A 13,368-nucleotide genomic window follows, 5' to 3' on the forward strand; every position below is an offset into this window, starting at 1 on the left:
TCCGACAGGAGGCCGTCCACGCCCTCCCGGTCGGTGGTGTGGTCGTCCGCGAAACGACGGTCACCCGTCGCGTCCGGCACGTACTTCACACAGACGACGATCCTCAAGCTCATGAGCGGTATCTCCTGTCACGGGTGCACGGATGCACTGGATCCATGGCCTCAGGTCATGCCGAGGGTACTGAGTGCCAAGTCCGGCCCGGCCGCGGCCCGCGCGCCGCAAGCGCCACCTGGACCGGCATGCCGTGTCGGCTCTCTTCGACTGGCGTCAGAGGCTCCACGGAGAGCTTACGGCACTCAGTACCCCTGGTAAAGGCACTCAGTACCCTTCCCGGTGACCCGGGGCCCTGGTGCCGTCCGCAGGCGTCGCCGCCGGTCCGCCGAGGGCCACGGCCGCCTCTCCGGTGTGGACGCTGAAGGTCAGCGACTCCTGGAGGTAGAGCCGGACGGAGTCGGCGTCGTGGGAGAGGTAGCCGACGGACACGTCCTGGCCGAGGAAGAGTTCGAAGTCGCCGCCCCGGGTGGAGAGCAGGAAGGCGCCCTCGATGGCGGGGGCCCAGATGATGTCGCCGTCCAGGAGGCGGGCGAGGTGGTTGTGGATGGGGTAGCCGTGGTCGCTGGTCTCGTTGACGGCGGTGAAGGCGGCGGCCCCGAGCAGGAGCGAGTACGGCCCGCCGACGCCGGCCAGGCGCAGCGCGGTGAGGGCGCGACTGACGGCCTCGGGGTACTCGCGGACGTCGTCGGGGAGCTGGACCGGCGGGTTGCTGGAGCCGGCCCGGATGCCCTCGATGGCGGCGGCGCGGTAACCCTCGAAGACGGCGCGGTCCTCGGCGAGGGCGAGGGTGCGGGCGGCGTCCTTGACCGGCTGCCAGTCGGAGTCCCGGGAGCCGCGTTCGACGTCGTCCACCGCCGCGCGGGCGACGGTGAAGGGGACGCGCAGCTCGACCACCGGACGGCTGGCGCGGGCGTGCGCCCGGACACCGTCGAGGGGCGGTTCGATGCCGGTCAGGTGGCCGGTGCCGACGGCGGCGAGGGTGGTGCCCTCGGGGCCGTGCAGGTAGACCACCCGGCGGGCGGCGATGTGCAGCTCGAAGGTCTGACGGGCCTCCTCCTCGATCTCCTCCCACGCGGTGGCGGAGATCGGGGCGAGGTCCCGGTGGAGGTTGTTCATGCGCGGGGTCCTCTTCAGTGGGTCTGTTTGAGGCTGCCGATGCCGAGCGAGCCGTCCGCGGGCACGGGGCCGGCGGCGGGCTCGGACGCGGGGCCGGCGGCGGGCGTGGACGCGGACGCGGACGCGGGGCCGGCGGCGGGCGTGGACGCGGACGCGGACGCGGCGGCGGACGCGGGCGGTGGGGAGTCCAGGAAGTCGGCGGTCGGGACGAAGAACAGCGTGCCGGTGGCCGCGGTGGAGAAGTCGAGCAGCCGGTCGGTGGTGCCCGGCGGGTTGCCGATGAACATGTTGCGGAGCATCTCCTCGGTCACCCCGGGGTCGCGCGCGTAGCCGATGAAGTAGGTGCCGAACTCGCCGCCCCTCCCGGCCGATCCGGAGGGGCCGAAGGAGCCGAAGGGCATGTTGAAGCGGACGATCTTCCGCTCCTCGCCGTCCGGGCCGGTGATCACGGTGAGCGCCACGTGCGAGTCGGCGGGCTTGACGTCGTCGGCCAGCTCGATGTCGGTGAGCTTGGTGCGGCCGACCGCCCCCTCCTGCTCCTCGACGCTCAGCGCGTTCCACTTGTCCAGGTCGTGCAGGTACTTCTGGACGATGACGTAGCTGCCGCCGGTGAAGCCGGGGTCCTCCTCGCCCACCACGGCGGCGGTCCCGGCCGCTCGGCCCTCGGGGTTCTCGGTGCCGTCCACGAAGCCGAGCAGGTCCCGGTCGTCGAAGTAGCGGAAACCCTGGACGGAGTCGACCACGGTGGCCGCCCCGGCGAGGCGGGTGGTGAGCTGGCCCGCCAGCTCGAAGCAGAGGTCCATCCGCTCGGCTCGCAGGTGCAGCAGCAGGTCGCCCGGGGTGGCCGGGGCGCGGTGGCGGGCACCGGCCACCTCCTGGAAGGGGTGGAGGCCGGCCGGCCGGGGACCGTCGAAGAGGCGGTCCCAGAGCTCGGAGCCGATGCCGGTGACGCAGGTGAGGCCGCCCTCGGGGGCCCGGAAGCCGACCGCCCGGCGCAGTCCGGCGAGGTCGGGCAGCAGTTCGCGGACGGCGTCCTCGCCGCCGGGTTCGACGGTGAGGACCAGGAAGACGGCCGCGCCGGTCAGCGGGGAGAGCACGGCTTGCGGTTCGGGCTGCATGGCTGCGCTCCTTGTCACGCACCGGTCGTCACGCATCGGGCTCACGACGGGCGCCCCGCAAGGATGGGTGCAGAGCGTGACGGATCAGTGCCAATCTGATCATGCCAACGATTACATCGCACAGCGGACAATTCGGCGCGGTCGACACCCAGCCGAACGGCCCGGCATGGCAGGCCTGACGGCCCCGCCGGACGATGGTCCGACGGGGCCGTCAGAGTGATTCACCCCTGCTGCAGGCGAGGACGGGCGCTAGACCCGCAGCGCCGCCAGCTGCTCGGCGAAGGGCACCACCTGCTCGGGCAGCGAGGCCGTCGAGCGCCGGCTCCGCGCCGCCGGGCCGCGGCCCGCCAGCAGGGCCGCCAGCTCGCCCGCCGCGCGGTCGATCCGGCCCGGCAGGTCGTCGGTGAGCGCGTCGCCCGCCCCGCCCCAGTCGTCGGTGGCCGCGTAGACGGCGGTCGGCAGCACCACCGCGCGCAGGTAGCTGAACAGCGGCCGAACGGCGTGCTCCAGGGCGAGCGAGTGCCGGGGCGTACCGCCGGTGGCGGCGATCAGCACCGGCTTGCCGGTCAGCGCGTCCTGGTCGACCACGTCGAAGAAGGACTTGAACAGGCCGCTGTAGGAGGCGGTGAAGATCGGCGTCACCGCGATCACCGCGTCCGCCTCCGTCACCGCCCCGATCGCCTCGCGCAGCGCGGCGGCCGGGAAGCCGGTGACGAGATTGTTGGCGATGTCCACGGCGAGGTCCCGTAGTTCGACCACGACGACCTCCACCTCCCGCCCGTCCGGGGCGAGTTGCCGCACCGTCGACTCGGCGAGCCGGTCCGCCAGCAGGCGCGTCGAGGACGGCTTGCTCAGCCCGGCGCTCACCACCGCCAGCCTGAACACGGTCACTTGGCCACCTCCACGGCCTTCTCGTCGTTCGCGCGGGCGTCGCGGGCCGCGACCAGCGCGGCGTGGGTCGGCCCGTCCGGCACATCGGCCGGGCGGCCCTTGGCGAACTCCTCGCGCAGCACGGGCACGACCTCCTCGCCGAGCAGGTCCAGCTGCTCCAGCACGGTCTTCAGCGGCAGGCCGGCGTGGTCCATCAGGAACAGCTGGCGCCGGTAGTCGCCGAAGCTCTCGCGGAAGGTCAGCGTCTTCTCGATGACCTCCTGCGGGCTGCCCACGGTCAGCGGGGTCTGCTCGGTGAACTCCTCCAGCGAGGGCCCGTGCCCGTACACCGGCGCGTTGTCGAAGTACGGGCGGAACTCGCGCACCGCGTCCTGGGAGTTCCGCCGCATGAACACCTGCCCGCCGAGGCCGACGATCGCCTGCTCGGGCGTGCCGTGGCCGTAGTGGGCGTAGCGCTCGCGGTAGAGGTTGATCAGCTTCCGGAAGTGCTCCTTGGGCCAGAAGATGTTGTTCGCGAAGAAGCCGTCCCCGTAGTAGGCGGCCTGCTCGGCGATCTCCGGGCTGCGGATCGAGCCGTGCCAGACGAACGGCGGGACGTCGTCCAGCGGGCGCGGGGTGGAGGTGAAGCCCTGCAGCGGGGTGCGGAAGCGGCCCTGCCAGTCGACCACGTCCTCGCGCCACAGCTGGTGCAGCAGCGCGTAGTTCTCGACCGCGAGCGGGATGCCCTGGCGGATGTCCTTGCCGAACCACGGGTAGACCGGGCCGGTGTTGCCGCGGCCCATCATCAGGTCCACCCGGCCCTCGGCGAGGTGCTGGAGCATCGCGAAGTCCTCGGCGATCTTCACCGGGTCGTTGGTGGTGATCAGCGTGGTCGCGGTGGACAGGATGATGCGGTCGGTCTGCGCGGCGATGTAGCCGAGCATGGTCGTCGGCGAGGACGGGACGAACGGCGGGTTGTGGTGCTCGCCGGTCGCGAAGACGTCCAGGCCGACCTCCTCGGCCTTGCGCGCGATGGCCACCATCGCCTTGATCCGTTCGTGCTCGCTCGGGGTGCGGCCGGTGGTCGGATCGGGGGTGACGTCGCCGACGGTGAAGATTCCGAACTGCATGCCGCTCACCACACTCCAGACGGTTCTAGGTCGTTCAACTTTCAACCACACTAGCACCCGGCCGAGGGGCGTTATTCCCGCCGACAAGCGATGACGGGACGGCGACAATGGGAGGAGGGCTCCGGAAGGGCGGCGAACCGATGGCGCCGTACATCGCGGTGAGCGCGCTGAGCCACGAGGGCTTGGTGCGGGAGCACAACGAGGACAGCCTCACGGTCGGACCGTGGACGCTCTGCGCCACCGTGACCACCAACCCGCAGACCCTGCTCTTCCCGCTCGGCCCGCCCTGCGTGGTCGCGGTGGCCGACGGTCTGGGCGGCCACCCCGGCGGCGAGGTGGCCAGCGCCCTGGTCGCCCGCCGGCTCGCCGTCGCGGGGGGCGCGCTGGACGGCGAGGAGGCCGTCCGGGAGGAGCTGCAGGAGTGCAACCGGGCGGTGCACGCGGCCGCGGCCGGAGATCCGGAGCTGGCCGCGATGGGCACCACCATCGCCGGACTGGTGCTGCTGCCCGAGCAGGCGGTGGCCTTCAACGTCGGCGACAGCCGGGTCTACCGGGTCACCGGGGACGGGCTGCGCCGGGTCAGCGTCGACGACAGCCCGCCGCTGCCGCCCGGCCGGCGCACCACCTCGGTGGTCACCCAGACCCTGGGCGGCTCGCTCGGGCTCACCTTCGTCGAACCGCACGTCCGCGCCGCGCCGCTGGCCGCCGGCGACCGCTACCTGGTGTGCAGCGACGGACTGACCGACCCGGTGCCCGAGGAGGAGCTGGCCGAACTGCTCGCCCAGCCGTACGAAGGGTCCGAACGGGCCGACGGCCGGGCCGCGTTCGAGTTGTGGAAGGCCGCGATCGAGGCGGGCGGGCCGGACAACATCACCCTGGCGCTGGTGCGGATCGGCGAGTGAGGCGGCAGGCGCGCCGGCCCGGAAGTCGCAGCAGGCGTGCGGGAAACGCGCGGAGGCCGCGGTGACGATCGGTCACCACGGCCTCAGAACACGACAGTTGGGCCGTCGCGGCTACTTGCGGAGCAAAAGGATCGCCCCGGCGGTGGCCAGGCCGACCAGCACGGCGGCCACACCGTACGCCAGGCGGTGCGCCTTCAGCACCGGCAGGAAGCGGTCCGCGGCGTAGCGGCCCGGGCCGGTCAGCGCGAGGGCGGCGGCGCCCGCGGTCAGCAACAGCTCGTACTCGTTGCCCTTCGGGGCGAAGAAGCCGCCGCCCCAGGTGACGGCGATCGCATTGACCATCGTGCCGACGATCGCGGCGCCCGCCAGCGGGGTCAACAGGCCGACGGCGAGGCCGAGTCCGCCCAGGATCTCGGTGAGGCCGGCGACCACAGCCATGGTGTTGCCCGCCGGGTAGCCGCTCATGGTGAAGAACTGACCGGTGCCGTCGATGCCGCCCCCGCCGAACCAGCCGAACAGCTTCTGACTGCCGTGCGCGGCCATGGTGAGGCCGAGCACCAGGCGCAGGAGCAGGAGTCCGGCGTCATAGGCGTGCGGGGAGGTGGTCGCGGGCCCGGAGAAGTCCCGGGCGGTGCGGACGGTGGGGGTGGTGGCGGCGGTCGTGCTCGGGCTGCTGCTCGGCATGCGCGTCTCCATCGATCGGGGTCGGTCGTCAGGGTGTGGTGATGCGGCCGGGCGGAGTGTGGTGGGCCCGCCTGTTGTTCAAATTTGAACCGGCCGCTCTTCGACCGTACCTTGGAGTTCGAATTTGAACAACTGACGGTCAGTGAGCGAGGTGCGGGCCCCGCCCGGCCCGGGGCAGGGTGGAGGCATGGCTCAACGCAGGCGACACCGGCGGGCCGCCGAGTCCGGCACGCCCTACCCCGAGGCGCTGGCCGCCTTCGACGAGCGGGTCCGGCTGGTCACACCCGGCCAGTGGGACTCCCCCACCCCGTGCGCCGACTGGTCGGTCCGCGACCTGGTCAACCACCTCACCGGCGAGCAGCTCTGGGTGCCCGAGCTGCTGATGGGTGCCACCATCACCGAGGTCGGCAGCCGCTTCGACGGCGACGTGCTCGGCCCGGACCCGGTCGCCGCCTGGACGGCCGCCGCCGAGGCCGCCCGGCACGCCTGGGAGGTCCCCGGCGCCACCGAACTCACCGTCCACCTGTCCTTCGCGGACGTCTCCGGGCAGTACTACCTGGACCAGCTCACCACCGACCTGGTGGTGCACACCTGGGACCTCGCCGAGGGCATCGGGACCCACACCCGGATCCCGCCGGAGCTGGTGGAATTCGCGCTCGGCGAGATCAGCGGCTACGGGGACCTCTCCGGCAGCGGGCTGTTCGGCCCGCCGCTGCCCGTCGCCGAGGACGCGGGCCCGCAGGCCCGGCTGCTGGCGCTCACCGGGCGGCGGGACGGAGGCTGAACCGGGTAAATCCGGGCACGCCGGATACTGGAGAGTACGGGGGTACGTCCTGATCCCGTACGAGAGGCGGGCGCGCCATGAGCCGCAGGCCGGACATCCTCGGCGAGTTCACCGCCGACCACAAGGCGGTCACCGAGCTGCTCGACCGGGTCGAAGCCTCCCCGGCCGGTTCCGCCGAGCGCGCCGAGCTGGTCACCCGGCTGACCGACCTGCTGTTCACCCACTGCGCCGCCGAGGAGGAGCACCTCTTCCCGCTCGTCCAGCACGACGTGCCGGACGGCGGAGCCCTGGTGTTCAGCAGCATCCACGACCACCTCGCGATCGGGCAGTACCTCGCCGACCTGCAGGGGCTCGGCCCGGCCGACCCGGGCTTCGACGCGCTGCTGGGCGGCCTGGCCGACACCGTCCGGCGACACCTGAGCGGCGAGGAGAAGCTGCTCTTCCCGGCCGCCCGCAAGGCCCTGCCCGCCGAGGCCCGGGCGGCGCTGGGCGAACGGCTGCGGGCGGAGCGCGCGGAGCTCGGCTCGACGGGCTGATCAGCCCGGACGGAATGATCGACTAGGCGGGCCGATCAGGGCTCTCGGGCCGGTCAAGGCCTTCAGACCGATCAACTCGTCCAGCTGATCAACTCTTCGGGCTGATCACCGCGAAGCGGGCGCCCTCGCGGTCCTGCAGCCGGGCCACCCGGCCGTACGGGGAGTCGAAGGCCGGACCGACCGCCGAACCGCCCAGCTCAAGCGCCCGGGCCAGCGCCCGGTCGGTGTCCGGGACGGCGAAGGAGACCTCCCAGTGCGGCGGCATGCCCGCCGGGCCGCCCGCCTGCTCCTTGGCCAGCGCCGCGACGCTGTGCCCCTCGGCGCGCAGCACCACCCGGTCGTGCTCCCAGCGGACCTCGAAGCGCTCCGGGTCACGGCCGTCCCAACGGAACACCTGGCCGTAGAACAGCGCCGCCGCGAACGGGTCCGGGGTGCGCAGCTCGATCCAGACCGGCGCGCCCGGGAGGTCCAGCTTCCGGGCGCGGCCCAGCGGGCCCTCCCAGATGCCGAACACCGCCCCGGCCGGGTCCGCCGCGAAGGCCACCCTCCCTTCGTCGAAGGCCAGCGGGCCGACGGCCAGCGTCGCGCCGCGCTCGCGCACCGCGTCGGCGGCGGCGTCGGCACTCTCCGTCCCGAAGTAGCTGGTCCAGGCGAGCGGCACCGCCCCGAGGCCGGCCACCCCCAGCCCGGCCACCGCCTCCCCGCCGGTCACCGCGTGCAGGTACGGGCCGAAGCGCTCCGGCTCGGGCTCGAACTCCCAGCCGAGCAGCGGCCCGTAGAACTCCTTGGCGCCCTCCAGGTCCCGGGCCATCAGGCTCACCCAGCACGGAACGGCCGCCACGCAGCGCACCCTGGCGGTCGTCTCACCGCTGCCCATCGCGAACCTCCTCGCCCACCCGGCCGCCGGGCCCCTCCCGACTCCCACGACCCACCGGCCGCCCGGGACGCCCACAGCCTAGGCCGACGGGCGTACCACCCCGGTGAAGGCATGGCCGGGCTCAGCGCACCCAGTTCTTGAGCGGCTCGGTGTCCAGGGAGATGCCGACCGGGTCGGGGAGGTGGACGGTCTTGCCGAACGGGAGGATCTGGACGGCCTCGTACCGGACGCCGTCGGGCCGGCTGTGGACGACGACCTCGGCGGAGTCCCGGTCGATCAGCAGGTAGACCGGGATGCCGGTCTCGGCACAGGCGCGGGGCTTCTCGATGCGGGCACGCCGGTCGGTGTCGGAGTCGAACGAGGTGACCTCCGCGACCATGAGCACCTGCTCGGTCTCAGCCCAGTCGCCGTGGCCCACGAAGGCATCCGCGTCGGCCAGCGTGCCGTCCGGGCGAGCGAATCCACCCCGGTGGCCCTGCAGCTTGAGTCCTTGATCGTGAAGATAGAGCTCTGGCCGAGCCTGGATGCAGATCCGATTGAGCCATTGGATGATGCGGCCGTGGTCACCGTCCGGCACGGGCTTGACCCCCAGCTTCCCGTTGATGAACTCCGGCCGGATGCCTTCGGCGGTCGCGGCCAGATGACGAGCGAATTCCTCGAACTCCTCGGGCAGCATCTGCGGGCGGTCGGAGATCGCAGTCACGGGCCTTCCTCCTTCGCCTGGGCACCCTCCGGAGGAACGAGCACACCGGCGGGCGGTTACGGGCTGTCCGGCTTCCGACGATAGCTCCGTCAGACGTTCCGCAAGGCCTCACGGGAGACCTTGCGCAACCTCGCCCCGGTCGACGGCGCCACGGACGCGTTGTGACGCAGGTCACATCGCGCCGGGAAATAGCGGGGACAGATTCCCCGTTTCCGACTACGTTGGCTTAAGCGGGGAGAATTTCCCCGGTATCCTGAAGGAGCAGTCGCCATGACCACCGTCGTCGCCGAGTCGGCCCCTGCCGCGGGGAGTGTGCGTGCGCCGAAGTTGCGCGCGGACGCGAGCCGGAACCGGGAGCGGATCGTGCTGGCGGCCCGGGACGCGTTCGTCGAGCACGGTGCCGATGTGCCGTTCGACGAGATCGCGAAGCGGGCGGGGGTCGGCAATGCCACGCTGTACCGGAACTTCCCGGACCGGGTGGCACTGATCCGCGAGGTGGCGCTGCTCGTCAAGAACCGCATCCTGGCCCTAGCCGAGACGGCGACGGCCGAGGCGGATGCGGGCGAGGGCGGCGGTCCGTTCGACGCTCTGCAACGGTTCGCGCACGCGACCGTGGCGGAGAAGGTCGGCGGGCTCTGCGCCGTCTTCACCAGCACCATCGACCCCTACGACCCTGAGCTGACCGAGATCCGGGAGCGCCTGCGGACCGCCGTGAGCGGACTGATGGAGCGCTCCCGGGCCGCGGGCGAACTGCGGTCCGACGTGGACCACGGGGACCTGTTCATCGCGATGAGCCAGCTCACCCGGCCACTGCCGGGCACCTCCTGCGGACTGCTCGACGAGTTCGTCCACCGGCACCTGCAGCTGTTCCTGGACGGCCTGCGCGCGCCCGCGCGTTCCGTCCTGCCCGGCCGACCCGCGACCTTCGAGGACTTCCGACCCCAGGGCTGACCCACTACCTGGACCCACATCACTGATCCGACCTCCCAGCACCCTGCCGCCGCGCCGCTGACCGGCGCCGGCTCCGGACGCCCTCGCGCGCCCGCACCCGCACCCGCACCTGAGCCCTTGCGGCAACCGTCCGTTCCCGTACGGCAGTTGACCGTTCTCGCACGCCACGCACCGTGAAGTGAGTACCCCCATGCCTGAAACCGACGCCCGCCCGGCGACGCCGCCCGATCCCCGGCGCTGGAAGGCGCTGATCTTCATCGGCCTCGCCCAGCTGATGGTCGTCCTCGACGCCACCATCGTGAACATCGCCCTGCCCTCCGCCCAGAAGGACCTGGGCATCTCCGACGGCAACCGCCAGTGGGTGATCACCGCCTACGCGCTGGCCTTCGGCGGCCTGCTGCTGTTCGGCGGCCGGATCGCGGACCTCTGGGGCCGCAAGCGGACCTTCGTGGTCGGCCTGACCGGCTTCGCCCTCGCCTCCGCGCTCGGCGGCGCCGCGGCCAACACCGCGATGCTGCTCGGCGCCCGCGCCCTGCAGGGCGTGTTCGGCGCGCTGCTCGCGCCGGCCGCGCTGTCGCTGCTCGCGGTGACCTTCACCGAGGCCAAGGAGCGCGCCAAGGCCTTCGGCATCTACGGCGCGATCGCCGGTGGCGGTGGCGCCATCGGTCTGATCCTCGGCGGCCTGCTGACCGAGTACATGAACTGGCGCTGGACCTTCTTCGTCAACATCCCGTTCGCCATCCTGGCCGCCACCGGTGCCGTCATGGTGATCCGCGAGCCCGCCGAGGGCCGCAACCGCAACAAGCTGGACATCCCCGGCGTGGTGCTGGTGACCACCGGCCTGGTCTCGCTGGTCTACGGCTTCACCCGCGCCGAGTCCAGCGGCTGGACGGCCGGCAGCACCCTGGCGCTGTTCGCCGCGGCCGTCGTGCTGCTGACCGCCTTCGCCCTGGTGGAGCGCGGCGTCAAGGCCCCGCTGCTGCCGCTGCGCGTGGTGCTCGACCGCAACCGCGGCGGGGTGTACATGTCGCTGGGCATGGCCGTGATCGGCATGTTCGGCCTCTTCCTCTTCCTCACCTACTACCTGCAGATCGTGCGCGGCTACAGCCCGGTGCTGACCGGCGTCGCCTTCCTGCCGATGGTGGCGGGCATGATCACCGGCTCGACCCAGATCGGCGCCCGGCTGATGACCCGGGTCCCGGCGCGCTACCTGATGGCGCCCGGCTTCCTGACCGCCTCGGCCGGCATGTTCCTGCTGACCCACATCGGCCTGGACACCTCGTACCCGGCGCTGATCCTGCCCGGCCTGGTCCTGATGGGCCTCGGCATGGGCACCGCGTTCATGCCGGCCATGAGCCTCGCCACGCACGGCGTCCAGCCGCGCGACGCGGGCGTGGCCTCGGCGATGGTCAACACCTCGCAGCAGGTCGGCGGCGCCATCGGCACCGCGCTGCTGAACACCATCGCGGCCAGCGCCACCACCAGCTGGCTGACCTCGCACGCCACCGCCGCGGCCCTCGCCTCCCCGGAGGCCGCCAAGGCGCTGCAGTTCGGCGGCATGGTGCACGGGTTCACGACCGCGATCTGGGTTTCCTTCGGGATCCTGGTGGCGGCCGCCGCGGTCGCCTTCACCTTCATCAACGCCGGTCGGCCCGGCGCCGCGGGTGCGGGCGCCGGGGCGGGCTCGGGCTCGGTGAAGAGCGACGAGGTGCCGGTGCTGGTGCACTGACCCTCTCGGGGTGCCGCCCGTCATCCGGGCGACTCGGGTGCGTACGCGGCCCGTCCGGTGTCCTCCACGGCACCGGGCGGGCCGCTCGCATGTCCCGGGCCCGCGCGTTCTGCGTCGACGGCGCGACGGCGGCGGACGGGCAGCCGACGGGCAGCCGGGGAGCTGGGGAGCTGGGGAGCCACCCCCACTGGAAGTGGGGATCTCTCCCCGATTATGGTGACCCCAGTGCGAATCGGGGAACTATCCCCGCTTCCTTCGGACCGAGGTGCGTGCACATGACCCGGAATCAGAACCCAGGGCGGGGGCAGCGGGCCGCCGACTGGGCGGACGGCCGGCTGGGGATCTACTCCCTGGCCAGGGCCAACCTGCGGAAGATCTTCCCGGACCACTGGTCCTTCATGCTGGGCGAGATCTGCCTCTACACCTTCCTGATCATCATCCTGACCGGCGTCTGGCTGACCCTGTTCTTCAAGCCGAGCATGGGCGAGGTGATCTACGACGGCTCGTACGTCCCGCTCAAGGGCATCTCGATGTCGGAGGCCTACGCCTCCACCGTGAACATCAGCTTCGAGGTGCGCGGCGGGCTGCTGATCCGTCAGATCCACCACTGGGCGGCGATCGTCTTCGTCGCGGCCATGTTCGTGCACATGATGCGGGTGTTCTTCACCGGCGCGTTCCGCAAGCCGCGCGAGATCAACTGGGTGTTCGGCTTCCTGCTGCTGTTCCTCGGCATGCTGGACGGCTTCTTCGGCTACTCGCTCCCGGACGACCTGCTCTCCGGCACCGGCATCCGGTTCATCGAGGGCGTGCTGCTGGCCGTGCCGCTGGTCGGCTCGTACATCCAGATGTTCCTGTTCGGCGGGGAGTTCCCCGGGCACGACATCATCCCGAGGTTCTTCACCATCCACGTGCTGCTGATCCCCGGCATCATGCTCGGCCTGCTGGTGGCGCACCTGATCCTGGTCTTCTACCACAAGCACACCCAGTGGGCGGGCCCGGGCAGGACCGAGAAGAACGTGGTCGGGATGCCGCTGATGCCGGTCTACCTGGCCAAGGCCGGCGGGTTCTTCTTCCTGGTGTTCGGGATCGTCGCGCTGATGTCGACGGTCGCCACGATCAACCCGATCTGGGCCTACGGCCCGTACCGGCCGGACCAGGTCTCCACCGACGCCCAGCCGGACTGGTACATGGGCTTCGCGGAGGGCCTGATCCGGGTGATGCCCGGCTGGGAGATCGGGCTGTGGGGGCACACCCTCAACCTCGGGGTGCTGATCCCCTTCACGCTGTTCCCGCTGATCCTCGGCGCGATCGCGGTCTACCCGTTCATCGAGGGCTGGGTGACGAACGACGGGCGGGAGCACCACCTGCTCGACCGCCCCCGCAACGCGCCCGTGCGCACCGCGCTCGGCGCGGCCTGGATCAGCGTCTACCTGGTGATGCTCGCGGGCGGCGGCAACGACCTGATCGCCACCCACCTGCACCTGTCACTCAACGCGATCACCTACGCGGTGCGGATCGGCGTCTTCGTCGTCCCGGTGGCCGTGTTCGTGATCACCAAGCGCTGGTGCCTCGGCCTGCAGCGGCGGGACCGGGACAAGGTGCTGCACGGGCGGGAGACCGGCGTGATCAAACGGCTGCCGCACGGCGAGTTCACCGAGCTGCACGCCGGGCTCGCGCCCGCCGAACTGCACCGGCTCACGGCGCACGAGCAGCCCCGCCCCCTCGAACTGCCGCCCGTGGTGGACGAGAATGGAGTCGCCCACCCGGCGGGTGCGCTCACCCGCACCCGTGCGAGGCTGTCCCACGGGTTCCACGGCGAGCACGCGCGGATCCCCGAGCCCACCGCCGAGGAGTACCGCGAGCTCGCCGAGGGCCACGGGCACTGACCCGCCCCCCACGCCAGCGGGAGGACAT

General features: G+C 71.9%; 13 protein-coding genes and 1 pseudogene. 6 read left to right on the forward strand and 8 right to left on the reverse strand.

What is annotated here, in order from left to right; translation table 11 throughout:
• The 5 genes and pseudogenes from ACGF12_RS24930 to ACGF12_RS24950 form a co-directional block, all read right to left on the reverse strand.
• Positions 1–113, reverse strand: a pseudogene (locus ACGF12_RS24930) (electron transfer flavoprotein subunit beta); the annotation flags it as partial.
• 205 nt (positions 114–318) lie between these two features.
• On the reverse strand, positions 319–1,170 hold the full coding sequence (locus tag ACGF12_RS24935) for a family 1 encapsulin nanocompartment shell protein (protein WP_393034114.1): 852 nt from the start codon (positions 1,168–1,170) through the stop codon (positions 319–321).
• Positions 1,171–1,184: 14 nt separating this feature from the next.
• Positions 1,185–2,288 carry a Dyp-type peroxidase gene (locus ACGF12_RS24940; RefSeq protein WP_393034117.1) on the reverse strand — a complete coding sequence of 368 codons (1,104 nt, stop codon included), beginning with the start codon at positions 2,286–2,288 and terminating at the stop codon, positions 1,185–1,187.
• Positions 2,289–2,537: 249 nt separating this feature from the next.
• On the reverse strand, positions 2,538–3,179 hold the full coding sequence (locus ACGF12_RS24945; RefSeq protein ID WP_393034120.1) for an FMN reductase: 642 nt from the start codon (positions 3,177–3,179) through the stop codon (positions 2,538–2,540).
• Positions 3,176–4,288: an LLM class flavin-dependent oxidoreductase gene (locus tag ACGF12_RS24950; RefSeq protein WP_393034123.1), complete on the reverse strand. Its 1,113-nt coding sequence runs from the start codon at positions 4,286–4,288 to the stop codon at positions 3,176–3,178. Before ACGF12_RS24950 ends, ACGF12_RS24945 begins: the two co-directional genes overlap by 4 nt.
• 140 nt (positions 4,289–4,428) lie before the next feature.
• On the opposite strand from ACGF12_RS24950, the gene ACGF12_RS24955 reads away from it, so the two are divergent.
• Entirely contained in the window at positions 4,429–5,190 is a 762-nt protein-coding gene (locus ACGF12_RS24955; protein WP_393034126.1) for a PP2C family protein-serine/threonine phosphatase, read from the forward strand.
• Between the two features lie 111 nt (positions 5,191–5,301).
• On the opposite strand, the gene ACGF12_RS24960 is transcribed toward ACGF12_RS24955, so the two are convergent.
• A complete protein-coding gene (locus ACGF12_RS24960; RefSeq protein WP_393034129.1) occupies positions 5,302–5,874 on the reverse strand; it encodes a DoxX family protein in 573 nt (190 codons plus the stop codon).
• Between the two features lie 187 nt (positions 5,875–6,061).
• On the opposite strand from ACGF12_RS24960, the gene ACGF12_RS24965 reads away from it, so the two are divergent.
• Together ACGF12_RS24965 and ACGF12_RS24970 are read left to right on the forward strand one after the other, a co-directional pair.
• On the forward strand, positions 6,062–6,658 hold the full coding sequence (locus ACGF12_RS24965) for a TIGR03086 family metal-binding protein (protein ID WP_393034132.1): 597 nt from the start codon (positions 6,062–6,064) through the stop codon (positions 6,656–6,658).
• Between the two features lie 77 nt (positions 6,659–6,735).
• On the forward strand, positions 6,736–7,194 hold the full coding sequence (locus ACGF12_RS24970; protein WP_393034135.1) for a hemerythrin domain-containing protein: 459 nt from the start codon (positions 6,736–6,738) through the stop codon (positions 7,192–7,194).
• 88 nt (positions 7,195–7,282) lie between these two features.
• Here the strand turns inward: ACGF12_RS24970 and ACGF12_RS24975 are convergent, their stop codons facing one another.
• Together ACGF12_RS24975 and ACGF12_RS24980 are read right to left on the reverse strand one after the other, a co-directional pair.
• A complete protein-coding gene (locus ACGF12_RS24975) occupies positions 7,283–8,071 on the reverse strand; it encodes a VOC family protein (RefSeq protein ID WP_393034138.1) in 789 nt (262 codons plus the stop codon).
• Positions 8,072–8,192: 121 nt separating this feature from the next.
• On the reverse strand, positions 8,193–8,774 hold the full coding sequence (locus ACGF12_RS24980) for a Uma2 family endonuclease (RefSeq protein WP_393034141.1): 582 nt from the start codon (positions 8,772–8,774) through the stop codon (positions 8,193–8,195).
• Positions 8,775–9,044: 270 nt separating this feature from the next.
• Here ACGF12_RS24980 and ACGF12_RS24985 point away from each other — a divergent pair, with 270 nt between their 5' ends.
• The 3 genes from ACGF12_RS24985 to ACGF12_RS24995 all read left to right on the forward strand — a co-directional run bounded on the left by ACGF12_RS24985 (position 9,045) and on the right by ACGF12_RS24995 (position 13,340).
• Positions 9,045–9,725 carry a TetR/AcrR family transcriptional regulator gene (locus ACGF12_RS24985; RefSeq protein WP_393034144.1) on the forward strand — a complete coding sequence of 227 codons (681 nt, stop codon included), beginning with the start codon at positions 9,045–9,047 and terminating at the stop codon, positions 9,723–9,725.
• A 190-nt stretch (positions 9,726–9,915) separates the two neighbouring features.
• Positions 9,916–11,454, forward strand: coding sequence for an MFS transporter (locus ACGF12_RS24990; protein WP_393034147.1), 1,539 nt, complete (start codon positions 9,916–9,918; stop codon positions 11,452–11,454).
• 275 nt (positions 11,455–11,729) lie between these two features.
• Complete coding sequence (locus ACGF12_RS24995) at positions 11,730–13,340, forward strand: cytochrome bc complex cytochrome b subunit (protein ID WP_393034150.1); 1,611 nt, start codon at positions 11,730–11,732, stop codon at positions 13,338–13,340.
• Positions 13,341–13,368 lie beyond the last annotated feature (28 nt).

The sequence above is a fragment of the Kitasatospora sp. NPDC048296 genome (genome assembly GCF_043201815.1).
GTDB lineage: Bacteria > Actinomycetota > Actinomycetes > Streptomycetales > Streptomycetaceae > Kitasatospora.

Bases quoted from the DNA above. Each gene is read 5' to 3' on its own strand.
- ACGF12_RS24965 (WP_393034132.1), top strand. From the start codon at position 6,062: ATGGCTCAACGCAGGCGACACCGGCGGGCCGCCGAGTCCGGCACGCCC.
- ACGF12_RS24950 (WP_393034123.1), bottom strand. From the start codon at position 4,288: ATGCAGTTCGGAATCTTCACCGTCGGCGACGTCACCCCCGATCCGACC.
- ACGF12_RS24960 (WP_393034129.1), bottom strand. From the start codon at position 5,874: ATGCCGAGCAGCAGCCCGAGCACGACCGCCGCCACCACCCCCACCGTC.
- ACGF12_RS24985 (WP_393034144.1), top strand. From the start codon at position 9,045: ATGACCACCGTCGTCGCCGAGTCGGCCCCTGCCGCGGGGAGTGTGCGT.
- ACGF12_RS24935 (WP_393034114.1), bottom strand. From the start codon at position 1,170: ATGAACAACCTCCACCGGGACCTCGCCCCGATCTCCGCCACCGCGTGG.
- ACGF12_RS24970 (WP_393034135.1), top strand. From the start codon at position 6,736: ATGAGCCGCAGGCCGGACATCCTCGGCGAGTTCACCGCCGACCACAAG.
- ACGF12_RS24975 (WP_393034138.1), bottom strand. From the start codon at position 8,071: ATGGGCAGCGGTGAGACGACCGCCAGGGTGCGCTGCGTGGCGGCCGTT.
- ACGF12_RS24940 (WP_393034117.1), bottom strand. From the start codon at position 2,288: ATGCAGCCCGAACCGCAAGCCGTGCTCTCCCCGCTGACCGGCGCGGCC.
- ACGF12_RS24990 (WP_393034147.1), top strand. From the start codon at position 9,916: ATGCCTGAAACCGACGCCCGCCCGGCGACGCCGCCCGATCCCCGGCGC.
- ACGF12_RS24995 (WP_393034150.1), top strand. From the start codon at position 11,730: ATGACCCGGAATCAGAACCCAGGGCGGGGGCAGCGGGCCGCCGACTGG.
- ACGF12_RS24955 (WP_393034126.1), top strand. From the start codon at position 4,429: ATGGCGCCGTACATCGCGGTGAGCGCGCTGAGCCACGAGGGCTTGGTG.